At 59.1% G+C, this 21683-nt stretch carries 22 protein-coding genes; 4 read left to right on the forward strand and 18 right to left on the reverse strand.

Translation table 11 applies throughout. The features are described from left to right. Window positions 1–23 precede the first annotated feature (23 nt). The 3 genes from AC54XV_RS04365 to AC54XV_RS04375 all read right to left on the reverse strand — a co-directional run bounded on the left by AC54XV_RS04365 (window position 24) and on the right by AC54XV_RS04375 (window position 2467). Complete coding sequence (locus tag AC54XV_RS04365) at window positions 24–1319, reverse strand: glycoside hydrolase family 68 protein (RefSeq protein ID WP_058398836.1); 1296 nt, start codon at window positions 1317–1319, stop codon at window positions 24–26. Between the two features lie 11 nt (window positions 1320–1330). Beyond that, window positions 1331–1516, reverse strand: a complete 186-nt coding sequence (locus AC54XV_RS04370) for a Com family DNA-binding transcriptional regulator (RefSeq protein WP_003403367.1) — start codon at window positions 1514–1516, stop codon at window positions 1331–1333. Between the two features lie 510 nt (window positions 1517–2026). Beyond that, window positions 2027–2467 (reverse strand): MEKHLA domain-containing protein, encoded by a 441-nt coding sequence (locus AC54XV_RS04375; RefSeq protein ID WP_024641376.1) that lies wholly within the window; start codon window positions 2465–2467, stop codon window positions 2027–2029. A gap of 377 nt (window positions 2468–2844) precedes the next feature. Here AC54XV_RS04375 and trpC point away from each other — a divergent pair, with 377 nt between their 5' ends. Beyond that, window positions 2845–3645 (forward strand): indole-3-glycerol phosphate synthase TrpC, encoded by an 801-nt coding sequence (gene trpC, locus AC54XV_RS04380; protein ID WP_003423144.1) that lies wholly within the window; start codon window positions 2845–2847, stop codon window positions 3643–3645. Between the two features lie 292 nt (window positions 3646–3937). On the opposite strand, the gene AC54XV_RS04385 is transcribed toward trpC, so the two are convergent. The 6 genes from AC54XV_RS04385 to AC54XV_RS04410 form a co-directional block, all read right to left on the reverse strand. Continuing rightward, window positions 3938–4930, reverse strand: a complete 993-nt coding sequence (locus AC54XV_RS04385; protein WP_011266608.1) for a LacI family DNA-binding transcriptional regulator — start codon at window positions 4928–4930, stop codon at window positions 3938–3940. A gap of 80 nt (window positions 4931–5010) precedes the next feature. After that, window positions 5011–6513, reverse strand: coding sequence for a glycoside hydrolase family 32 protein (locus AC54XV_RS04390; protein WP_024651682.1), 1503 nt, complete (start codon window positions 6511–6513; stop codon window positions 5011–5013). Then, entirely contained in the window at window positions 6510–7655 is a 1146-nt protein-coding gene (locus AC54XV_RS04395; RefSeq protein ID WP_275086861.1) for an ABC transporter ATP-binding protein, read from the reverse strand. Before AC54XV_RS04395 ends, AC54XV_RS04390 begins: the two co-directional genes overlap by 4 nt. 27 nt (window positions 7656–7682) lie before the next feature. After that, window positions 7683–8525, reverse strand: a complete 843-nt coding sequence (locus AC54XV_RS04400; RefSeq protein WP_058398838.1) for a carbohydrate ABC transporter permease — start codon at window positions 8523–8525, stop codon at window positions 7683–7685. Beyond that, window positions 8522–9484 (reverse strand): carbohydrate ABC transporter permease, encoded by a 963-nt coding sequence (locus tag AC54XV_RS04405; RefSeq protein ID WP_024659753.1) that lies wholly within the window; start codon window positions 9482–9484, stop codon window positions 8522–8524. The genes AC54XV_RS04400 and AC54XV_RS04405 overlap by 4 nt, the downstream gene beginning before the upstream one ends. A 21-nt stretch (window positions 9485–9505) precedes the next feature. Next, complete coding sequence (locus AC54XV_RS04410) at window positions 9506–10780, reverse strand: ABC transporter substrate-binding protein (RefSeq protein WP_003403356.1); 1275 nt, start codon at window positions 10778–10780, stop codon at window positions 9506–9508. A gap of 167 nt (window positions 10781–10947) precedes the next feature. Between AC54XV_RS04410 and AC54XV_RS04415 the strand changes: the two genes are divergently transcribed. Then, window positions 10948–12525: a carbohydrate porin gene (locus tag AC54XV_RS04415; protein WP_058398839.1), complete on the forward strand. Its 1578-nt coding sequence runs from the start codon at window positions 10948–10950 to the stop codon at window positions 12523–12525. A 240-nt stretch (window positions 12526–12765) separates the two neighbouring features. Here AC54XV_RS04415 and AC54XV_RS04420 read toward each other — a convergent pair whose 3' ends face one another. From AC54XV_RS04420 to AC54XV_RS04430, 3 genes are read right to left on the reverse strand one after another with little or no spacing between them, the layout of a single operon-like run. Beyond that, window positions 12766–13782 carry an SMP-30/gluconolactonase/LRE family protein gene (locus AC54XV_RS04420; RefSeq protein ID WP_058398840.1) on the reverse strand — a complete coding sequence of 339 codons (1017 nt, stop codon included), beginning with the start codon at window positions 13780–13782 and terminating at the stop codon, window positions 12766–12768. Between the two features lie 20 nt (window positions 13783–13802). Next, a complete protein-coding gene (locus tag AC54XV_RS04425) occupies window positions 13803–14372 on the reverse strand; it encodes a cupin domain-containing protein (protein WP_024638563.1) in 570 nt (189 codons plus the stop codon). Window positions 14373–14428: 56 nt separating this feature from the next. Beyond that, a complete protein-coding gene (locus tag AC54XV_RS04430; protein ID WP_003403346.1) occupies window positions 14429–14923 on the reverse strand; it encodes a YagU family protein in 495 nt (164 codons plus the stop codon). A gap of 131 nt (window positions 14924–15054) precedes the next feature. Between AC54XV_RS04430 and AC54XV_RS04435 the strand changes: the two genes are divergently transcribed. Next, the gene (locus tag AC54XV_RS04435) at window positions 15055–15975 is read left to right on the forward strand and encodes a LysR family transcriptional regulator (RefSeq protein WP_003403345.1); all 921 of its coding nucleotides are present in this window, start codon (window positions 15055–15057) and stop codon (window positions 15973–15975) included. Window positions 15976–16144: 169 nt separating this feature from the next. Next, window positions 16145–16300 carry a hypothetical protein gene (locus AC54XV_RS04440; protein ID WP_003317799.1) on the forward strand — a complete coding sequence of 52 codons (156 nt, stop codon included), beginning with the start codon at window positions 16145–16147 and terminating at the stop codon, window positions 16298–16300. Window positions 16301–16462: 162 nt separating this feature from the next. On the opposite strand, the gene AC54XV_RS04445 is transcribed toward AC54XV_RS04440, so the two are convergent. From AC54XV_RS04445 to AC54XV_RS04470, 6 genes are all read right to left on the reverse strand, one after another. Next, entirely contained in the window at window positions 16463–16906 is a 444-nt protein-coding gene (locus AC54XV_RS04445) for a DUF421 domain-containing protein (protein WP_003317797.1), read from the reverse strand. A 14-nt stretch (window positions 16907–16920) separates the two neighbouring features. Continuing rightward, complete coding sequence (locus tag AC54XV_RS04450) at window positions 16921–17448, reverse strand: hypothetical protein (protein WP_058398841.1); 528 nt, start codon at window positions 17446–17448, stop codon at window positions 16921–16923. Between the two features lie 195 nt (window positions 17449–17643). Further along, on the reverse strand, window positions 17644–18786 hold the full coding sequence (locus tag AC54XV_RS04455; protein ID WP_058398842.1) for a M20 family metallopeptidase: 1143 nt from the start codon (window positions 18784–18786) through the stop codon (window positions 17644–17646). A 12-nt stretch (window positions 18787–18798) separates the two neighbouring features. Further along, window positions 18799–19554: a glutamine amidotransferase gene (locus tag AC54XV_RS04460; RefSeq protein ID WP_058398843.1), complete on the reverse strand. Its 756-nt coding sequence runs from the start codon at window positions 19552–19554 to the stop codon at window positions 18799–18801. Further along, on the reverse strand, window positions 19551–20666 hold the full coding sequence (locus tag AC54XV_RS04465; RefSeq protein ID WP_058398844.1) for a phosphotriesterase family protein: 1116 nt from the start codon (window positions 20664–20666) through the stop codon (window positions 19551–19553). Before AC54XV_RS04465 ends, AC54XV_RS04460 begins: the two co-directional genes overlap by 4 nt. Next, entirely contained in the window at window positions 20663–21682 is a 1020-nt protein-coding gene (locus tag AC54XV_RS04470) for an ABC transporter permease (RefSeq protein ID WP_003371220.1), read from the reverse strand. The genes AC54XV_RS04465 and AC54XV_RS04470 overlap by 4 nt, the downstream gene beginning before the upstream one ends. Window position 21683 lies beyond the last annotated feature (1 nt).

A 21683-nucleotide genomic window follows, 5' to 3' on the forward strand; every position in this document is an offset into this window, starting at 1 on the left:
AGGCATCGTACGTGGACGGCGTGTCAGCTCAGTTGCACGTCTTTCATCGCAGGAATGTAACCGTAGTCATATTCTTCCTGCACGAACGAGCGATCCCCCTTCAACAGGATTCTCACCGTCGGCGCCTCGGTGCCGCCGATACGATAATCCTCACCTTCGGTGGGCACGCTGTCGATGAATGAAGTCACCAGGCCGTTCGGCATGACGCAGTGGGAATACGTCTGGAAAGGCTGCTCGGGCGGATTGCCGAGCACCAGGCCGGAAGCGTTCATTGGCCGGTACGGGCCGAACAAATGTTCGCCGACAAAACCGTAGACACCGTCTGGTCCTGTAATACCATCGGCATACGTAAACTTGTGACTGATGGTGAACAAGTAATACTTGCCGTCCTGAAAGACATAGTGCGGACGCTCGGTCTGATCGTTCACGCCGACGGCTGTCACCAAGGGCGGAAGTATTTCCCACTCTTCACCAGTGAGATCTTTTGCGACCGCCAGGCCGATACAACCTACCTGGAATCTGGCCCCGCCCACGTCTTCATGACCTGGTGGCACAGGACCCAGCTCGACACTCCCTACTGTGTGCGAGCCGCGTTCACCGGCGACGTTGCCTTCAAACACCATGTACAACTTGCCGTCACGGGGGTCAATGAACGGGCTGGGGTCGCGAAAGTTCCAGCTCGAGTTCTGCGCTTCGGTTTGATAATAGGTGCCGTCGGCCTCGAACAGCTTTTTGACCTGGGTAAAGTCTTTCAACTCCACGCCCTGATCGGACGTCACAATACGACCACGTACTTTGGCGATCGCTGCGCCGGGCGTGACGCAGGTGTAATAAAGATCGATATCGCCTTTGTCATTCAACAGTATGGGTGTGCCCGCCCACTCTCGTGTGGTGGGCGATACCCCCTCGGCCATTACACGACCACCAAAGATCCAGTCCTTGCCGGTACGCGAGTACCAGTAGCACATGCGTGCGCGGCCATGACGATCTTCCCAGTCACGCTTGATGTCATAACGGCCATTGGCGTCGAGGTATTGCGGATCATTGGGGTGGCGGTCAGCCGTCAGGGTCAGGATGACCGACCAGCCGTTGACCGAAACCACCGTGCCATCCAGCTCGCGCAGCGGCATGGTGTCCCAGATGAATACCGTATCACTCATGACCGGGAAGTCCGCACTGACCAGTGGCTGCCTGGTGGTCGGGTCATTTTCATTGACCTTCAGCGCATCGGCCCGGGACCAGACAGTGGGTGCGTAGTTGATGTGACCTGCTAGAGGACTATTTTTGAGCTGGCTTACAGCAGAGCTGCTAGTGGACATAATTGATACCTTTAAATAGCTTTGGGAGGCAGCAGCGACGCTGCTGTACCTCTTTCGCTCAAAGGCGATAACTCAAGGCTCGCGGCCTTCACATGATTCAGCGTCCCGCAGCGGGAGCACTTGATTTGGAGTTCGGTGTAGTCACCCATGCGAGCCAGCAGCTTCTTGCACTGTCCGCATCGGTAGTCTTTCAACATTTGCACGGGTCTCCTTGTATTTCGCCCAATGAAAAACCCCGCCGAGGCGGGGTTTGGGGTGGATCGCAATGTATCGGTTGGCGCTGTTAGAAAGCCCGTATCCGATGGCTGCCCTGAGGCGCAAATCGCATATCGTGGTGTCTTTTTACCCGCATCCGGAAAGTCTGGAAAGAAGCCATTTCGGAGTGGGTCGAGTCTGGCCGGAGTTCAACAAGAGTTCGACCACAGCTGCGCAATCGACCCGGATAAACGGTGCGAGACAGCGCTTTGATTGGAGGCGCGGTGCTTCAGGCGTGTACAAAGTCAGTTGATTCCAGAGCACGGACGCAGCCATGAATGAAGCGACCAGCTTGAGGTGATTGGACGTTTGACGGGGGATAGATTTGCACTGGGAGGCGGGGACTTCTGCATCATCGAATCGGCAGTATGGCGCGTGGGGTGATGCTTCTGGACAAGGTGGGTGGTCAGGTTGTCTGCTCGAGCAGGAGCAGACAACCATTCCGGAAAACCTTAATCCACAACGCCGATACGCTGTTCATCCGGCCAGAATAACGCGGCTTGCCCGCACGCCTGGCCCTGCGAATTCAATAAGGTCCACACCACACCTGCGTAGATCATGAACGGTTGATCATTCGCATCCACTCGCCAGCCGCTGTAGCCCTCAGCGATGCCATTGGCGGTGACTTGCTCCAGCAATACCTGACGCTGAGCACGATCGAGCTCCGAGGCGCTGAAACGTGAGGGCATGCCGATGAAACTGTCGTGCGGGTACTTGAAGCATTGCAGCGCGCATTCGTTCACGTAGGTAAAGCGCGGATCCGCGGCGCCATCGTGGGCCAACAGGCTATAGGGAGCTTGTGTATGCAGCCAGGTGAGGCGTTGTTGCGAGTCCAGTTGCCGAGGGGACGGCAGTCCGTGACCGGTCCAATGTCGGTAGCTTTCATCGAGCATTTGTATGAACTGTTCTTGAGACACCTGTCACCTCGCAACGAGCACGCAAAGATGCTTTTATCAGAGACTTTATTTCTGAAATAGCACGCTATATCCAGGCGGCAATGGCAAGTTGATGCTGTTTTGCCATCTTGGTCGCCTTGCTTACATAAAAGGGTGCGTTACCGAAGAGCATATGCTCTGGGTTTACATCATAAGCTATTATGATATATTTAACGCGCATGATATTTAAAGATTGATAAATTAAATTTAATTATTATTTGTCGGTCAGTGAAGGTAGTCTGGTTTGACTTTTGCTAGAGGGCAAGAATCAGCGTTCTTGCGTCAAGCACACAGGAATTAATGTAATAAACTGCCCGCTAATATGAGTGACTGTCATGAGTGATATTCTAAACAAAATAAAACATTACAAACTTCAGGAAATAGAGGCGGCGAAAGCTGACTTGCCATTCAGCCGCCTCGAACAGCGTGCCCTCGAACAGTCCAGCCCACGCGGTTTTTATAAAGCACTGAAAGCAAAAGAGCAGCAGGGTCTGATAGGCTTGATTGCAGAAATAAAAAAAGCCAGTCCATCAAAAGGTCTGATTCGCGAAGACTTCAACCCGCCAGAGCTGGCGAAGGCTTATGAAACCGGTGGCGCTGCCTGTTTATCCGTTCTGACCGACACGCCAAGCTTCCAGGGCTCGCCGCAGTTTCTTATCGATGCGCGAAACGCTTGCGCCCTTCCTGTGTTACGAAAAGACTTCATGTTTGATACGTATCAGGTGTATGAGGCACGTGCCTGGGGCGCGGACTGCATATTGCTGATCATGGCCTCATTGAGTGATGACCTGGCTGCCGAACTTGAAAGTGCCGCCATGACGCTGGGGATGGACGTCCTTGTGGAAGTGCATGACGAACATGAAATGGAGCGTGCGCTTAAACTGTCTTCCCCGCTGCTTGGCGTCAATAATCGCAACCTGCATACCTTCGAAGTAGACCTCGGCACAAGCGAGCGACTGGCATCCATGGTGCCCGCAGGCAAACTGCTGGTCGGCGAAAGTGGTATCGGCAACCATAACGATTGCCTGCGACTCAAGAAGTCCGGCATCACTACCTTTCTGGTCGGCGAAAGCCTGATGCGCAAAGAAGATGTTGTGGCGGCGACAAGAACACTGCTGACCGGCAGTGCTGACTGACACGTATCAAGCTCCCGGGTCAGAGGGGCGGTTGTGCGCTCCTCTGATGCAGCCTGCGGATATTCCGGACGTAAGCAGTTGTTTGCTCTGAATGCTGTGGAATCACTATCCATAGCATCCCCAACGGTCCGACATGAAGCAATAGGCAACCTTTAAAGCGACAACGTCGCCACCAGCTTGCTCATCCCTATGGCCAGCGTTTCGAAGTTGAAAATCAGAACTCAAGAGCCGACGCTTTTATTGGGCTCGTCCCGCGTGACGACTCGATGCGTGGGCTATCTCGCGCAAGGCTTCATAACGATTCTCTGACCACCAGCGGGCAGTCCACAGGCTGGGAGCCCGACACTTCAATGCTGTCGATCAAGTGCCGGGCGGCGTTGCGACCGATCTCGTAATACGGCAGTTGCACCGTGGTCAGCGCAGGGATGAAAAGCTCGGCGATGCCGATCATGTTGTCATAACCCAGTACGGCGACATCGCCGGGGATTTTCAGGCCCTGGCCGAGCAGCAGCTGGTAGGCACAAAAGGCAATGCGGTCATTGCCGCAGATCAGAATGTCGAACTGTGGACGGCCATCCAGCATATGCCGGGCGAGGATGGCGGCGGTTTCCCAATAGGCGTCGTGTTCGGACAGGTTGTATTGCAAGAGTTCGTCGCGAGCCAGACCGAATGCCTCGCAGGCACGCTGCATACCCGCCTGGCGGATTTCCCAGGCCAGGCTCTGTTTTGGCAGGTTGATGAACAGCGGGCGTCGATAGCCCTTGCTGAACGCGTGGTGCAAGGCACGGTACTGACCCATTTCGTCGTCCGGCACATAACTGACAAGGCTGCTGTCATCGGCTACGCAGTTGGCGAGCACCAGCGGTTTGCTCTTCAAGCGCTGCGGGATACTCACTTTGCGCAAGCCCATGGCGCTGAAGATCAACCCGTCTGGGCGATGTGAGAGCATCAGGTCAATGTTCTGGTCGGTGGGCGGGTTACTCAGCAGGTTGAGGATAAATACGTTCCAGCCTGCCTGCTGCGCGGTCTGTTCGATGGACAGCAGCAGCTCGACCGCAAAAGGCGTCGTTGCGGTGTCCAGGGCGAATACGCCGATGGTCCGGGTCTGCAGGTTGTCGCCGCGTATCCGGCGAGCCGACAGGCTGGGTACGAATTGAAGCTCATCGATCGCGTTGCGCACTCGCTGATAAGTCTCCGGGCTCAGCTTTCCCGGATCATTGAGCGCCCGAGACACCGTCATCAGAGACACACCGGCCAGTTTTGCAACGTCTTTAACTGAGGTCATGCGGGTCGGGGCCTGTCGGGTTGACTGATGATTATCATGCTACAGAGAGCTGATTTTTTTCGCGACTTCAATGATTTACCTTACAGGTATCCGGAGGAGAGCTGCCATGCGTTGGCAATGCAGACTCGGCCTCCTGTGCCGTTGGCAACAAGCTTGACCCCCAGGCTGTCGGTCTGTGGATAAAGGCGGCTGCTGAAGCTGAAACTGCCGTTTTGCTCGAACACCTCAATGGACGAGCGATCAAGGAAGATCCGCAGTTCAAGCTGATTCTGTTGTGGATCTATCGCTACGCTGCGCTGACCGCTGACGTGGGTGCCCGACTGAGTACGGTCGAGGATCAAACGTTTTAGCGACGCATCGTAGCAAAGCAGAGTCTGCTCCTGGCCATCCTGACTGCAACGCAATGCCACGCCCAAGTGCCCTTCGATGCAGTCGAGCAGGTCCAGCTGCACGTGGATTTCCAGCATGTCGCCGTGTATGTCGGTCAGCCACTGGCTACCCGCGTCGCTCCACCAGGCAGTGCCTGGCAAGGCTGCGTTGCGCAGCGCTGTCAGTTCGCGTGCGGGCTGCACGCAAAGGCGATCGGCGCGCACTTCAAGTTCTCGCGGCAGGCCGAGCATGCCGCGCCAGTGATGCGCCTCGGTGGGTGTCGGGCTTTCCCACATGTCGATCCACGCCCACAGCAGACGTCTGCCATCTGCCGCCACCAGCGTCTGCGCCGCATAGAAGTCGTGGCCGCTGTCCAGCTCGATAAAAGGCCCGCCGGTGAACTGCCATTGACTGTCGACCTGGCCCACTCGATAGCCGGTGTGGAACCTGTTCAGTCGCTCGTAGCGCTGTGCCGGCATGCCCTGGGGGGAGTAAAGCAGTACGTCGCGTTCATTCAGGCCGAACAGGTCCGGGCATTCCCACATATAGCCGTCGCCTTCCTCGCCTGAGGACACATAGCTGACGAATTCCCACGCGTGCAGGTCCTTGGATCGATAGAGCGGCAGCAGCGGTTTGTCGCCCAGGCGTGCGCCGGCAATCAGGTACCAGTGGCCGTCCTGTCGCCAGACCTTCGGGTCACGGAAATGAATCATCCCGTCTTGCGGCGGGGTGTCGATAACGGCCCCGTGTTTGACGAAACTGATGCCATCGGTGCTGGTGGCCAGGCACTGCACCTGACGGATAAAACGCTCGTCGCCCACGTCACCCAGCCATGTGTGCCCGGTGTAGATCAGCGCCAGGGTGTCGCCACACACCACTGCACTGCCGGAAAAACAACCGTCCCGATCGAAGTCATCACCGGGTGCCAGGGCAATGGGCAGGTGTTGCCAATGGACCAGATCGGCACTCTTTGCATGGCCCCAGTACATCGGGCCCCATTTCGCGTCGAACGGGTGGTGTTGATAGAACACATGATATTCGCCACGAAAGAACACCACCCCGTTGGGGTCATTCATCCAGCCTGCCGGCGGGGCCAGGTGGTAACCGGGCCGATAATCGTGGATGAGCTGCGACAGGCCCTCTTCCAGCGCATGGTGCGCGCGTTCGAGGGCGGGGGACATCGGGTTGCTCATGGCATTCACGGAAAAACTCATAGGGTGCCTGCTTGTACGAGGTGCGGTGTGGTGCCGGGTGTCAGGTGTTGACTGGCGTCTGTGTGGCGCTTCAGGGCCAGGCCATCGGCGTCGAACAGGTGCAGGTTGCTGTCGTCGAATTGCAGCGCGACCTGGTCACCCACCTGCCAGCCAGCCTTGGCATCGCAGCGACAAATCAAGGGCTCGCTCGCCCCGGTAGCCAGGTGCACATAGACCTCGCTGCCCAGGTATTCGACACCGGATACCGTGACGCCAACGCCGTTGTTCGCAGCATTGAGGGTGATGTGCTCCGGGCGCACACCCAAGGCCAGTTGCGCATCCTCGGTCAGATTCGAGCTGTCGAAGGGCAGGGATTTCATGCCCAGTGCCGGGATATCGATCAGGCTGCTGCGACCCGGTGCCTGCAAGCTCACGGGCAGAAAATTCATTCTTGGCGAGCCCAGAAAACCGGCGACGAAGAGGCTGGCAGGACGCTCGTAGAGTTCGCGTGGTGAGCCGACCTGTTCGACCTGACCGCCGTTGAGTACGACAATCTTGTCCGCCAGGGTCATCGCCTCTACCTGATCGTGGGTGACGTAGATCATCGTCGAGCCCAGACGCTTGTGGAGGCGGGCGATTTCGTTGCGCATCTGAACCCGCAACGAGGCATCCAGGTTGGAAAGCGGTTCATCGAACAACAGGATGTCCGGTTCCCGCGCCATGGCTCGGCCCATGGCCACACGCTGGCGCTGCCCGCCGGACAGTTCCCTGGGCTTGCGCTGCAGCAGTTTGTCCAGTTGCAGGATCTGCGCGGTTTTCAGCACGCGTTCGCGCAGGCTGCTTTTTTCCGTCTTGGCCAGCTTGAGGCCGAAACTGATGTTGTCGTAGACGCTCATGTGCGGGTACAGGGCGTAGGACTGAAAGACCATACCGACACCACGCTCGCGTGGTTCCAGGTCATTGACCCGTCGTCCGTCGATCAGCAGGTCGCCAGCACAGATCGAATCCAGTCCGGCGATCAAGCGCAGCAGCGTCGACTTTCCGCAGCCCGACGGGCCGACGAACACAACGAACTCACCGGCAGCGATCTCCAGGCTGACGTCGCGCAGAATACGCGTGCCGCCCAATTGCTTGTTGATGTTGGCTAGCTTCAATTTCATCACGATGCTGTTCCTTGTCAGTTGTGTGCATCAACCTTTCAACGCGCCGGCGGTGAGGCCGGAAACGATGCGGCGCTGGAAGATCAGCACCAGAATCACCAGTGGCACGGTCACCAGCACCGACGCCGCCATCAACAGGCCCCAGGGCAATTCGTGGGAGCTGCCACCCGAAATCAGGGCGATGGCGACCGGGACCGTTCGCTGGGCGTCTGTCAGGGTGAAGGTCAGGGCAAACAGGAACTCGTTCCACGCGGCAATAAATGCCAGCAGGCCGGTCGTGACCAGGGCGGGCCACAGCAGCGGCAACAGCACGCGGGTCAGCGTGACCCAGGGCGATGCGCCATCCATGATTGCCGCTTCTTCCAGTTCATGCGGCAGTTGCCCCATGAACGTGGTCAGCACCCAGACGGTGAAGGGCAGGGTGAAAATCGTGTAGCTCAGGATCAGCGCCCATGAGGTGTTGTACAGACCCAGTGCGCGGATCACTTCAAACAGCCCCGACAGCACCGCGACCTGAGGAAACATGGAGACCCCGAGCACCATCATCAGTACCGTGCCGCGGCCTCGGAACTTGACCCTGCCCAAGGCATAGGACGCCGTCAGGCCGAGGAACAGCGCCAGCATCACCACACTCAGCGCAACCACCAGCGAGTTGGCGATGGCCTGCAGGAATGAAGCCTGGCTGAGGACCGCTGCGTAATTGGAGAAGTCGGCTTCGGTGATCCAGTAGCTCACTTCAAACAAGGCGCTGGACGGTTTCAGCGAGGTCAGGACGGCGTAATAGAAAGGGAAGATCGCGTACAGCAGCACGACCCCGACCAGGCCCCAGAAGGACAGGCGCAGCAGCGCTTTCTTCAGCGGGCGCAGGTTCATGAGCGCACCTCCAGCTGGCGACGTCCGAGGTACAGATAAAGCATGGCAATCACGGCCACGACCAGAAACAGCAGGGTGGAGGCGGCGCTGCCGTACCCGACGTCCTGGAACTCCACCAGGTGCTGGCGGGCATAGACCGACATGCTCATGGTGCTCGAAGAGTTGGAGGTCAGGACGTAGATGACGTCGAAGACCCGCAACGAGTCGAGGATGCGAAAGATTGCGGCGACCAACAACGCGGGCATCAGCAACGGCAAGGTGACACGCCAGAACACCCGCACCGGATGAATGCCGTCGACCCTGGCGGCTTCGTAGCAATCGCTTGGCAGCATCTGCAGTGCCGCGAGCATCAGCAGGGTGACAAAGGGCACGGTCTTCCAGACATCGACGATGATCACTGCCCACATCGACAGATCCGCATCTGCCGTCCAGGCCAGTGGCGCGTCAATCAGGCCCAGGCTCAGCATCATGTGGTTGATGATGCCGAACTGGTCATTGAGCATCCACGACCAGATCTTCGCCGAGACGATGGTCGGAATCGCCCAAGGGATCAGAATCAACGCACGGACCAGCGCGCGGCCGGTGAACTTGACGTTCAACAGCAACGCCACCATCAGTCCCAGGACCATTTCCAGCCCGACCGACACCACGGTGAAATGCAGGGTGTTGCGCACCGCGTTCCACCATTGCGGATCGACCAGAACGCCGGACCAGATGACGCCGTCGTAGAGCAGATAATTGCTCAGGCCCACGAATGAGCCACTGCCGGTATCCGACAGATCGGCGTCGGTCAGGCTGAACCAGAATGTGCGCAGCAATGGCCAGGCCGCCACCAGCACCAGGCACACCAGCATCGGCGTCAGAAACAGCCAGGCGGCGCGTAGCCTGCGACGTTGTACAGGCGTTTCCCGGGTGACGAGTTCGTCGTCTCCGGGGTAGTCGGTAGAAGAGACAGGCATGTTGATTTCCTTACGTGTGGCTTACCAGTTCCGGCGTTTGATGCGGGTCAGTTCGCGTTCCAGTTCGACCAGTGCCTGATCGACCGGAATATCGCCCGCCAGCACGCTATGCACCCGATCGAAGAAGGCGTTGGAGACGCGTGGGTAGCCGTTGGCCGTGATGGCGGCGGGGCGCATGACCCCATTGCTGAGGATGCTGTGCAACTGGGGGTAGTAAGGCATCGCCGCGAGCAACTCGGGGTCGGCATACAGCGACTCGATGACCGGGTTGTAGGCACCTGCCAGGGCACGCTGTTTTTGCTGTTGGGCGCTGGTCAGGTAGGCAACCAGTTCTGCCGCCAGCTTGGGGTTGCGGCTGTAGCGCGAAACCGCCAGCCCCCAGCCTCCGAGCGTTGAAGCATGGGTGCCGTTCGCGCCGCCGCTGGGGAGGGGCGCTACGCCAACCTTGTCTTTTATCGCGCTGTCCTTGCTTTGCACCAAGGCCCACACGTAAGGCCAGTTGCGCATGAACAGCGCATTTCCCGACTGGAACACGCCACGGCCTTCTTCCTCGGTGTAATTGAGGACGCCGGGCGGGGAGATGTCGCCGACCCAGCTTTTGGCCAGGGTCAGCGCGACTCGTGAGGCCTGGCTGTTGACCACGATGTCTCCGCGCGGGTTGACCAGTCCGCCGTCCGGCTGGCTGCTGATCCATTCCAGGGCGTTGCATGTCAGGCCTTCATAAGCGCGCCCCTGGAACACATAGCCCCACATCGTGGCGTTCCCGGCATCGCGCTCGGCTTTTTGCACTTTTTTGGCGGTAGCGGTCATGTCCTCCCAGGTCTGGGGGACCGGCTGTTGGTACTTGTCGAGCAGATCCTTGCGGTAGTACAGCAGCCCCGAGTCGGTAAACCAGGGCATCGACACCAGCCGGCCGTCGACGGTGGCGTTGTCCACCTGGGCCTGGAAATAGCCTTGTGTTGCATTTGCCGGAAGCAGTTCGCGCAGGTCCGTCAGGTGTTTGGCGAGCATCCCCGGCCACACCATGTCGATTTGAATGATATCGATGTCGGTGGACTGGGCACTGAGGATCTGCTGGTAGAACGACAGGCGCTCGGTCGCAGAGTTAGGCGTGGAAACCACCTGAACGTTGTTGCCGGTCTGTTTTGACCAGCTATCGACTGCTTCCTTGCACAGTTGCAATTCAGCACCGACGGCCCCGCACGAGATCGTCAGATTGGCGGCGTTCGACAGCGCAGGAAACCCTGCAGACAGGGTGAGCAGCGCGGCGGGAAGAAGAGATTTCAGCTGTTTCATAGAGCCCTCTTTATTTTTGTTTTTATAAAAGTTAACGTTAACATCGTCAATGTAGCAGCGTATTTTCGATGTGGCACCCTTTTTTCTTCGATTTGCACAATTTTGTGTTGAGGGAAAAAGGCCCGGCCAACGTCACGAAAACAATAAAAACAAAACAGGAAGTCCACATGCAGAACGCATCAAGATGGCTACTCGCAGGGGTACTCGGCACCTCGACAACCGTCTCTCAGGCCGCGACGCTGGAAGAACGGATGGCCGCTTTTGAAGCCCGTGCCAGCGCTGCGGAAAAACGTGCAGCCGCAGCCGAACAGCAAACCCAGGCGCTCGCCAGGGAACTGCAGCAACTCAAACTCGCCACCCCCGCTGCGCAGCCTGCCGCGCCCACTTCCGCGCCGACGGTGGCAGCCAGTCCACAGCCCGCTCTGGATGATCGCGTAGCAAAACTCGAAGCCCGCCAGCAAAGCATGGAGAAGCCAGGCGGTGTCGGACACCTCACCGACGGGTTCAGCTTCAAGGGCTATGCTCGCTCCGGCCTGTTGATCAACGACGGATTGGGCGGCGGTCGCGGCGGGCCTTATACAACGCCCGCGGGTTCAGTCGGTGGGGCGGTCGGGCGCCTGGGTAACGAAGACGACACCTACATGCGCTTCGATCTGTCGAAAGAGATCTACGCGCAGAACGGCACGCGCTCCAAGTTCACCGTCTCCATCGCCGATGGCGTTGAAAGCTATAACGACTGGACACCCACCGAAAGCAGCCTGAACGTGCGTCAGGTATTTACCGAACTCGACCACATCGCCGCCTTCAAGGGTAATTCAGTGTTCGAGAACTCCACCCTGTGGGCCGGCAAGCGCTTCGACAGGGATAATTTCGATATCCACTGGCTGGACTCGGACGTGGTCTTTCTGGCCGGGACCGGTGGCGGTATCTACGATGTGCAGATGACCAAGGACTGGCGCTCGAACTACTCCCTGATCGGACGTAACTACGGAGATTTCAGTGAGGGCGGCGTCGATGCCGATGTGGAAAGCTACATCCTGACCTCCAACCAATTTTTCGACAATGGTCAGTGGCAGTGGATGTTCAACGCCATTGGCGCAAAGAAAAACGACGTCGGTACGCGCACCAATCAAGCCGGTTTTGCACCCGCAGATTCAGGCCTGCACACCATGTTGGCCAATCACCAGAAAGACTTTTTCGGCCGCGAAGGCTTCTTCAAGACGGCTTTGCTCTATGGGCAGGGCCTGGGTGCACAGGTCAAGGATATTGGCGCCGATGGCGAACTGCTCGACGACGCCCGCGCGGTGCGTCTGGCCATGTATGGCGAGACGCCTATCGCGCCGGGATGGCGCATCGGCCCGAGCCTGCTGGCCGAGCAGAGCAAAGACCGCTATGTCAAAGGCGACGATTACCGCTGGCTCACGCTGAACATGCGCCTGGCCAACGAGATCAACAGCAACTTCGAGATGGCCTACGAGCTGAGTTGGCAAACCATGGACCTCGACCCCAAAGGCTACCTGCAACGCAATGCCGTCGACGGTAACTTCTGGAAGTTTACGGTGGCGCCGACCTTCAAGCCGGACATGGGTGACCTGCTCACACGTCCCGAACTGCGAGTGTTCGCAAGCCTCATGAACTGGTCTTCGGACCTGGACCGCTACAGCACGACCGGCAACTTCGGCAAAAGCGACTTCAATTCCGGTGGTGTTTGGCAGTTCGGTATCCAGATGGAGACCTGGTTCTAGACTCTGTACGAAAAGTGGCTGCGCTCGGTGATGCTTCGTTAAAAACAGGCTCGGATGCGAGTCCAATCGGAATGCTCATTTACAACACGTAGACTCCGCTTCCTCGCCTGTTTTTGCCTCGCCTGACCTTCGCTCGCCGACTTTTCGTACAGAGCCTAGGCATCGTATTCAAAGCCCGGCGCCGTGTGCCGGGCTTTGAATCGGTTTACTGCTACCCGATGAGCATCGGGACAGTCCGTCCTACTGACCAGCTACGCCCTTCATCACCTGCACCCTGAGCACCTTGTTGGCAGCGGTAATGTACGCCCAGCTTGCCTGCTCGCTGGAGCAGAATGTCAGGTTGCTGGTATCGGCCGCCGCGACCAGCAGTTTGCCCAGTGGCTTGCCTGCTGCGGAAAACACCTGAATACCTTCCTTGCTGCTGCTCCACAGGTTGCCAAGCGCGTCGACTTTGATCCCGTCAGGGATGCCGGGCTCAATGTCAGCGAACACTTTGCCGTTGATCAAGCGACCGTCGCGCACCTGATAAACCATGATGCGATGTGCCAGCTTCTTGTTGGTGAAGTCGTGGGCCATTTGTGAGTCGGCCACATAGAGCAACTGTTGATCCGGCGAGAAGGCCAGGCCGTTGGGCGAGTGGACTTCGGGTGTGTCGAGACGGGTGATCTGCCCGGTGTCGGGTACGTAACGATAGATGAACTCACCGCCTTGCTCGGGCTTGCCGCCATAGCCTTCGCTTTTGCTCAGCACCCCGAAGGTCGGATCGGAAAACCAGAGAGCGCCGCTTTTATCTGCCACGACATCGTTCGGGCTGTTCAGCCGTTTGCCCTGGTAGGTGTCGACCAACGTATGCCACTCACCATTGGGCTCCTGTCGCACGATGCCACGCTTGCCATGCGAGGCCGCCACCACACGGCCCTGGCCGTCGAGCGTATGCCCGTTTTGAAAGTCGGCCTTTTCCAGCCAAGTGGACACGCCATCCTTTGCCTGCCAGTTGCTGACCTTGTTGGCCTTGATGTCACTCCAGATCAAACGGCCATCGGCCAGGCACAGCGGGCCCTCTGCCCACTTCGCCTGATCGGTGAGCAGCTCGACGTGGGCCTGAGGGGCAACCAGTTGGCTGAAGGCCGGATCGATAACCACTTGCCGGACAGGGGCGACGGCGTCGGTTGCGCCTGCTGAACCTGCAGCCAGGAGCGCACCGCCCAATAACCATGAGGAGGGGCGCAGAAAGTGTTTTTTACGGGTCGGTTTCATGTGTTCAGGTCCGAAGGCGATCAGTAGGCACAGCTGCCGTTGGTACGTTTGTCAGCCGCACTTGGTTTAAGTTTGATGATCAGTTGAACATTGGGTTGATCACCCACGGTGCGTGTCAGGTGGCCTACACGCTCGTCATCCGGACGCGGCCGGGACCGGGTGTCGGCATTGAACTGCATCTCTCCCGGTCCTTGCACCAGCACACTGCCATCGGTGGTTTCCACTGACCATTGCCCCTGCAGGGTGATCACCCATTGTGGCCCCGGCGCGTGGTGCCAGTTGCCGACGTATCCCACTGGCAGCACCGCGTAGGCGATGCTTTCAATATCGTCAGGGGAGACGCCGACCCATTGCGGCGCGGCTGGCGGGGCATAGCTTTTGAACTCCAGGCCTTCCAGGCGGCAGTGGCCCACATGCGTGGCACCTTTTTCGTCAGCCCACAGCGTGGCATATGAAACAGGCGGTTGCAGTTGACCGTTGCTGTGAGTCATTTGCGTAGACTCTTTCGGCACCGATTGCACGTCGGCATGGGCACTCGCCATGCCCGCGCAGGCGGCGCAGGCCAGAGCCAGGGTGTATAGAGATTTCATCGGGTCACTCCGTTTACAGGGAAATTCCAGGTGCCGGTCGCAAGGCAGCGCGCTACTCAGACCGATTGGCTGTGAGGCAGCCAGCGCTGCTGCAAATCCCGCCGTATGACTTCGATCACCCACATCCACAGCAAGTGCCCGAACGTTTCAGATAACAACTCCGAGGCAGGCAACTCCCACAGCGGCGGTGCCCAATGGAACGCCGGCAGGATGACGCCGTGAAAACCCAGGGTCACCAACAGGCCGAAACCCAGACCCTGCCACAGGGCGGCGCGCGGATACCGGAGTACAAGCAGGCAATAGAACATGGCGAAGAAGATGGAAAAGCCATGGTGGACCAGGGCACTGCCGTAATTCACCACATGCTCTGAATACACATAAGTCAGTTGCTGAGCGTTGATGCCCAGCGAATCAAGCATCTCCACAGGCGGGACCGGGCGGTCCGGCGTGCGAGGCGGGAAGGGGATCTCTGTACCCCATTTGATGAAACTGGAAACATTGCCTCCAACAAAGCCGGCCAGTGCGGCGACACCATACGCTCGCGTGTTCAAATCAGCGCCCCTTCTTCATAGACCAGGCTGTGAGCGATCTCGCCCTAGCCGTTGAACCATGAAGTATGTGCAACGCTCATTTATTTGTAACATACTAATTTGATAGCTCATTGATACTAAAAAAATATCAGATGATTGATTTGAAATTGATGCGTCAGTACGTGGTGGTCGCTGAAACCCTGAATTTTCGCAAGGCCGCGCAACGCTTGAACATGTCACAGCCGCCCCTGAGCGTTGCGATTCGTCGTCTGGAAGAATGTCTGGGCGTGCAGTTGTTGCAGCGCAGTACGCGCTCCACGCAATTGACCGCTGCGGGCGTCGTGTTTCTGGCCGAGGCTCGGCAGACGTTATTGCAGGCCGAACGGGCCTGCGAAATGGCACGTCGCTCAGCGGCAGGCATGCTCGGTACGATTCGCCTGGGCTTTGTCGACAGCGTGGTCGATGGTTTACTGCCGGCGCTACTGCGTCGCTATCAGGCAGCGAACCCGAACGTCGATATTCAACTGCAGGAGGCCACCCCACCCGAGCAGCTTGAAGGCCTGCGCAATGACCGGCTGGACGTCGGCATTCTGGTGTTGCCGGTCATAGACCCCGGCAACATCCAGATCGAGCCGTTGTTCGAGGACCGCATGGTTGCGGTGCTGCCGCAGGATCATCCCTTGGCCGAGCAGACATCCATCGGTCTTGCGGCGTTGGCAGACCAACCGTGGATTCTGTTCGCCCCGCATCATGGCCCGGGCATGCACTCGCATATTCTGCTGGCCTGCGCCAGTGCAGGCTTTACCCCTCGGGTCGTGCAACAGCCTCGCCAGATGCAGACCACGGCTGCGCTGGTGGCTGGTGGAATGGGCGTGGCGCTCATGCCGCAGCGTTATGCCCGACGTCAGCCTGGACGGCTGGCGTGTCGGGAGATAACTGGGCCAGGCACACCTGTTGCCTATGTGCTGGCGCTGGCGTATCGCGAGTTGTCTCCGTGTGCGCAGTCATTGCGCGAAGTGGTCATGGAGCTGGTTCAGTCGCCGGCGTTCAGGCTGTCGTCCGCCGAGTCATGACGCCGTCGCCTCAACTCGGGCCGGAACCCGCAACTCGCCCCTCCCGGCAGGTGCCGGTTCAAATGCACTGAACGCCTTGCAACGGCCTGACTCCAAATCTTGCCCCGGCGCTCAAACCCATGCATCACGTCGATGGGTGTTCGAATCCTCTGCCAATCAAGGAATTCCCATGACCGATCCACGTAACGTCGCCCACGACAAAAAAGTCCAGCAAGAGAAAAAGAACCACGGCGAAGAAATCGCGCCGAATGCCGAGCACGCGCCTCAGCCAGGTATGAAGCCGGCACTCAAGCATGATGATGACGAGCAGGAAGAGCAGGCGTAAACCAGTGATCTGATCGTGACCTTTGGCGGTGCTGGCTGATGTCAGCACCGCCAGGTGGCGCATTCGATGCCATCACTTCAGGCACCCAGCCCGATGTGATCGGTAAAGATGTTCAGGATGTCGCCATGAAACTCTGCGCAGGTAAGTTTTAGCGCTGATTCCTCACTTGAACGGTATGACCGATATCTCGCCGTTCCTTTCAATGATCGCGTACCTGATGTCCTTCATCTCCACGATCCCTTGCGTGGTTCGTGCGGCCTCCATCACATCGGATTCACTGATGCGCGCCTCTCTCATTCGTTTGGTCAGTGGCTTGCCGTCTTCGACGATAACCGTGGGGCCGCCATCCAGAAATTTGGCCAGCCGCTTCGATCGGCGTTTGGCCAGGGAAAAGCCGACGTCTATGGCGATAAGGGTGGAGATGATCAGTATCGCGTTGGTCACCGAAAAATCATCGCCCAGCAGCGCTTGCTGAGTGGCCTCGCCAATGATCAGCAACAAGACGAAATCGAAGGTGGTGAGGTCGGTAAGGGAGCGGCGTCCGGCAACACGAAACAAGACCATCAAGACAAAATAAATCGCTGCTGCTCTGAGCACTGCATCCATAAATCGCTTTCTCTCTACGGGTAGATAAACCTGGGCATCGGCAGCGTTTCGCCACCCAGCATATGCATTTGCCCTCGGTACAGTCCCACCCCGTTACTGCGAACAGTCAGGTACAAAGTGGCTAAACCGTCCTTGTCAGCCTGCATCGGAATGACCAGATCACGGCCTTCGCTGCGAAGGGGCGCGGGCTGGGGGTTGAGGTTCTCGATCGATACGCCTTCGAGCAGTCCACTGCCGACGACCAGATAACGCATTTCGGAGGGGGCGCCTCTGGACGTGACAATCATATCGTCCTGACTGCCGTTGCGGCTGAAACGCTCGTAGCTCACCTGCAGTTTGCCATCTGCCGTTCGAGGCTCGACCTGGCTCAATGGCCCTTTGGAAAACAAACCGGCAAGGGTCAGCACTATCAGTACAATCAGGCCTGCCCAGCCGATGCGCTCAAAGCGCCAGACTCGACGCTGCTGCGCCATATCTTCCTGGACGGGATATGACCGGCTGCGGAACTCATGGTCGTCCGCTTCATCACCGCGTAGTGCCATTAACGTGCTGTCCATTAGGGAAATTTTGTAGGCACCTTATTACGCGTTCAACCCGTCCGCTGTCCAGAACGGTTTACATCCTTGTCATGGCTATGCACGTTCCAGGTGAGTGGCTGCCTTGCGCAGCCGGTTTGAATGTGAGCCAAACGAGTGCCGACGAGGAGGGCTATGAAGGGCTGGTGAGAGTATCTTGCGTCAGTCGTTCATCGGCGCGTGCATGACTGTCCAGTCTTCGATCAATCCGGCATACAGTTCGACGCATTGCTGAAGTTTGTCGACTTCACAATACTCATCGACCTTGTGCGCCATGCCGGGCTCTCCCGGGCCGAGAATAAGGGTGGGCGGATAGCCGATGGCGGGGAGCAGCACGGCAGCATCGGTAAAGTAGGGCACCGCCTTTTCCTCCAGGGGGGCGTCATGCAAGGCCTGACAGCGTGCAAAAACCTGTTGCACCCACGGCTCGTCGGGGCTGGCACAAATACCAGGCAGATCAATCAGGGTGCTCAGTTCCGCGCCGCTGCCCAGATGGGCCGCCAGTCGTCCGCGAATCTCGTCGTGGTCCAGATTCGGTGCAGTGCGCAGGTCCAGGGTGAACGCTGCGTAGTCCGGTACCGAGTTGATGTTCAGGCCGCCGCTGATAGTGCCGACGTTCAGCGTCGGCTTGCGCATGAGCGGATGCGCAGGGCCTACTTCAAAGGTCTGCGCGCGGCCAATGTGTTCGGCGGCCAGATAGATAGCGTTCACGCCTTCTTCCGGCATGGCGCCGTGGGCCGTCAGGCCATGGCTGGCGCAGCGCAGCCATAGCGCGCCTTTGTGTCCGAGTATCGGGTAGTTGGCCGTCGGCTCTCCGATCAGCAGTGCGCCCAGTTCACCGAGCAAATGGGGCGCGTCACTGCACAGGGCCTTGGCGCCGTCACAGCCGGTTTCCTCTCCGCCGGTGAGTATCAGGCGAACGCCGGGCCCGCGTCGAATGGAATCACGGCTGCGCTGGCAGGCCACGATGAAGGCGGCAATGCCCGCTTTCATATCGCTGGATCCTCGCCCGTACAGCCGGCCTTCGACAATCTCACCGGCAAACGGCGAGTGACTCCAGGTGGCATTGCCGAGTGGTACGGTATCCAGGTGGCCGGTGAACCCCAGCGGTTTGCCGGGGCCGTCGCCCTCAAGCCAGGCGACCAGATTGAAACGGCGCTCACCGAAACGCTGCAGCTCGCAGACAAATCCGTGGCGGGTCAGCTGTTCGGCAAGAAAAGCCGCACACGCTTCTTCATCGCCCGGCGGGTTGAGGGTCTGGAACGCCAGCAGGGCTCGGGTCAGGGCTATCGGGTCATCGAGCATCGGAGCCTCCGGTCAGGTACGGCGGGTCAGCCAGTCGAGGCTGTTGATCCAGAAGCGGCGATAGCCTTCCCAGTCGAGAAACACTTCCGGCAGCCAGTGTTCGGAAAGGTCGCTGGTCCACGCCAGCGTGCGTCCGGCACCGACTTCACGCGCGGCGAGCAGCGGGTGCCGAGAGCCTTCGACGGTGGCCAGCAATTGAGCTTCGGGATGTAATTCAACTTCGTTGTAGCCAAGCAGGTACGGCCATTCGCCGCCCAGGCCTTGCAGTATCGGGTGATCGCTGTGGATCTGCGGCAGAAAGCCTTCCGGCACTTCGACACGGTCGTCGTAAGGCAGGCAGCGCACGGGCAAGACTTCCTCGACAGGCGTTCCGCGATAGCGCGCGCCGCCGTTGATGCCTTGGAAACTGAAATAGCCACCGACCATCATCAATGCGCCGCCCTGCAAGACGTATTCGCGAAGGGCTTTGAGGCGGTTGGGCGTGCGCTTGCCACGCAGCCAGGTGTCGGGGTGCAGCAGCAGGGTATTGGCACCGATGTCGGAGAGGATCACCGCCTGATACTGACTGAGTGCCTCGACCGTGGCCGGAAAGTCGGTCTGGGCCTGATCGGCGCACATCTGCGTGATCTGATAGTCGCTGTCTGCCATCTCCGCGAGCAAGCGCCGCGCGCCATTGTGCGCAGTGACGCTGTCGAACTGATCGAAGCCTTTGATGTGGGTTGACGTGCTGACCCATGATTCGCCAGCCAGCAATACGGACTGTTTCATGACGTTGCATTCCTCTGCGATGAAAAAGGAGCCTGGAAGCCGCGCTGGAAGACCCGGCGCGGGTTGTCGATCAAAAGGTTTTCGAGTTGTTCGCCGGTAACGCCATGACGGCGCAGGCGCGGGACAAAGTGTTTCAGCAGGTAGCCATAACCATGACCGCCATAGCGAGTCAGCATGGTTTTCAGAAAGACGTCCTGAGACAACAGCACCTGCGAGCCGAAGCCGTGCTCGATCAGGGCGACGATGGCCCGTGCGTTTTCCTCATCGTTGGGCGACTGCGCGTGCTCGTCGGCGAAGTAGTAACCCATGCCGATCATGTCGTATTCCAGAAACGCGCCGCGTGCCGCCAGCGCATGCTGATACGCCGGATCGCTGTGGCTCGGGTTCATGTGGCACAGCACCGTGTGGCGCAGGTCGGCGCCTTCTGCCTCAACGATGTCCAGTACCCGGTGGCCGAGACGCTCCCAGCCTGGCAAGTGCACTGAAAGCGGCACGCCGGTCGCGGCACTTGCACGGGCTGCGGCGCGCAGTGATTTCTCTTCGTCAGCCGTGAACGCGGCGGAAACACCAATCTCGCCGATCAGGCCGGCAATCACCTCGGGCTTCTCTGCACCGCCGCCCACGTCATGAATGATCTGCTCCGCCAGCTGTTCCACCGAGCGTTCGTGCACGTAATGCGGGTGCGAGGGTTCCAGATAGAAACCGGCACCCATGATGATATTCAGGCCGGTCAGACGGGAAATTCGCTGCAATGCCTGCGGGTCGCGGCCGATGCCCAGATTGGTTGGATCGACCACCGTTTCCCCGCCCAGCGCCCGGTACTTCAGCAGTTCTTCGCACGCGAGGTCGACATCGAACAACTGACAATTGTCGCGGCTGACCAGCGGGTTCATGTGCAGTTCGCCAAGCAGCTCAATGCTCACCGGGCGCTCGGCCAGGTGTCGCTCGCCGCAGCAACTGGGTGCCACCCACTTGCCCGAAGCGTCGAGCAGAATGTGTTCGTGCATCAGGGTGACGCCAAGGCGCTCGACCGGCACCGGCCCCAGCACCGTCATGGCATGGCCGCTGTCGACCCCGAGGGGCAGGGGTGAAGGATGACGAAACAGGCTCATGCTCCAGCCCTCCCGAGTGGACGGCCGGTACGTAGAATGCGTGTGTTCAGCCAGATCGCCAGCAGTACGATCAGGCCCGTGGCGATTTGCGTGTAAAACGGTGAGACGTGGGCCAGAATCAGCCCGTTCTTGATTGCAGCCATGGTAAGCACCCCTAACAGTGTGCCGACAATCGTGCCGAAGCCACCGAACAGGCTGGTGCTGCCGAGGACCACGGCAGCAATCACTTCCAGTTCGAAACCTTCGCCCTGATTCGAGGAACCACTGCCCAGCCTGGCCGTGACGATCATGCCGGCCAGGGCGGCCGCCATGCCGCTGAGCATGTAGACCCGCAGCAGCACACCGCGATGATTCACCCCGGCGCGGCGCACGCTTTCAGCGTTGGCACCGATACCCGTGAGGTAGCGGCCAAAACGCATTTTGCCGAGCACCAGCACCCCGCCCAGCGTGACCAGCAAGGCCAGCCAGGCGGTCAGCGGCACGCCGAGAAACCAGCCGCGACCGAGGGCCAGAAACGCCGCTTCCTCGCGTGGAACGGGGATCGAATAGCCTTGCGTCAGCAGCATCGCCAGGCCACGAATAATGGTCAGGGTGGCCAGGGTGACGATAAAGGCCGGGATGCCCGCGTAGGCGATGAAGTAGCCGTTCAGCGCCCCGATCATCGCGCCGACCGCAAGCCCGCCGAGCAGAACCAACGGCCAGGGCAGGTGCCAGGCATTGAGCGCCATGGCCGCCAGCGCACCGACCAGCGCCAGGGTCGAGCCGACCGACAGGTCGATGCCGCCGGTGGTGACCACCAGCGTCATCGCCACCGCGACAATCAATAACGGCGCGTTTTGCCGGATAACGTTGAGCAGATTGGCACCGCTTAAAAAGTTATCGGTCACCAGTGCGAACAGCACAAAGCACAGGGCGAAAAACAGGCCGATGCTGACCACGCCGGGAAAATCATGCAGCAGGCGCTTGAACAGCGACTGCGGCAGAATGCGTTGGCGCGTGAGATCGAGCGTTTTCATG

The organism is Pseudomonas fragariae (ex Marin et al. 2024) (assembly GCF_059621105.1).

What these genes read in the sequence shown, in the direction of transcription:
- AC54XV_RS04365 (WP_058398836.1), bottom strand. Translation starts at nt 1,319, where the DNA reads ATGTCCACTAGCAGCTCTGCTGTAAGCCAGCTCAAAAATAGTCCTCTA.
- AC54XV_RS04370 (WP_003403367.1), bottom strand. Translation starts at nt 1,516, where the DNA reads ATGTTGAAAGACTACCGATGCGGACAGTGCAAGAAGCTGCTGGCTCGC.
- AC54XV_RS04375 (WP_024641376.1), bottom strand. Translation starts at nt 2,467, where the DNA reads ATGCTCGATGAAAGCTACCGACATTGGACCGGTCACGGACTGCCGTCC.
- trpC (WP_003423144.1), top strand. Translation starts at nt 2,845, where the DNA reads ATGAGTGATATTCTAAACAAAATAAAACATTACAAACTTCAGGAAATA.
- AC54XV_RS04385 (WP_011266608.1), bottom strand. Translation starts at nt 4,930, where the DNA reads ATGACCTCAGTTAAAGACGTTGCAAAACTGGCCGGTGTGTCTCTGATG.
- AC54XV_RS04390 (WP_024651682.1), bottom strand. Translation starts at nt 6,513, where the DNA reads ATGAGTTTTTCCGTGAATGCCATGAGCAACCCGATGTCCCCCGCCCTC.
- AC54XV_RS04400 (WP_058398838.1), bottom strand. Translation starts at nt 8,525, where the DNA reads ATGAACCTGCGCCCGCTGAAGAAAGCGCTGCTGCGCCTGTCCTTCTGG.
- AC54XV_RS04405 (WP_024659753.1), bottom strand. Translation starts at nt 9,484, where the DNA reads ATGCCTGTCTCTTCTACCGACTACCCCGGAGACGACGAACTCGTCACC.
- AC54XV_RS04410 (WP_003403356.1), bottom strand. Translation starts at nt 10,780, where the DNA reads ATGAAACAGCTGAAATCTCTTCTTCCCGCCGCGCTGCTCACCCTGTCT.
- AC54XV_RS04415 (WP_058398839.1), top strand. Translation starts at nt 10,948, where the DNA reads ATGCAGAACGCATCAAGATGGCTACTCGCAGGGGTACTCGGCACCTCG.
- AC54XV_RS04420 (WP_058398840.1), bottom strand. Translation starts at nt 13,782, where the DNA reads ATGAAACCGACCCGTAAAAAACACTTTCTGCGCCCCTCCTCATGGTTA.
- AC54XV_RS04425 (WP_024638563.1), bottom strand. Translation starts at nt 14,372, where the DNA reads ATGAAATCTCTATACACCCTGGCTCTGGCCTGCGCCGCCTGCGCGGGC.
- AC54XV_RS04435 (WP_003403345.1), top strand. Translation starts at nt 15,055, where the DNA reads ATGATTGATTTGAAATTGATGCGTCAGTACGTGGTGGTCGCTGAAACC.
- AC54XV_RS04440 (WP_003317799.1), top strand. Translation starts at nt 16,145, where the DNA reads ATGACCGATCCACGTAACGTCGCCCACGACAAAAAAGTCCAGCAAGAG.
- AC54XV_RS04445 (WP_003317797.1), bottom strand. Translation starts at nt 16,906, where the DNA reads ATGGATGCAGTGCTCAGAGCAGCAGCGATTTATTTTGTCTTGATGGTC.
- AC54XV_RS04450 (WP_058398841.1), bottom strand. Translation starts at nt 17,448, where the DNA reads ATGGCACTACGCGGTGATGAAGCGGACGACCATGAGTTCCGCAGCCGG.
- AC54XV_RS04455 (WP_058398842.1), bottom strand. Translation starts at nt 18,786, where the DNA reads ATGCTCGATGACCCGATAGCCCTGACCCGAGCCCTGCTGGCGTTCCAG.
- AC54XV_RS04460 (WP_058398843.1), bottom strand. Translation starts at nt 19,554, where the DNA reads ATGAAACAGTCCGTATTGCTGGCTGGCGAATCATGGGTCAGCACGTCA.
- AC54XV_RS04465 (WP_058398844.1), bottom strand. Translation starts at nt 20,666, where the DNA reads ATGAGCCTGTTTCGTCATCCTTCACCCCTGCCCCTCGGGGTCGACAGC.
- AC54XV_RS04470 (WP_003371220.1), bottom strand. Translation starts at nt 21,682, where the DNA reads ATGAAAACGCTCGATCTCACGCGCCAACGCATTCTGCCGCAGTCGCTG.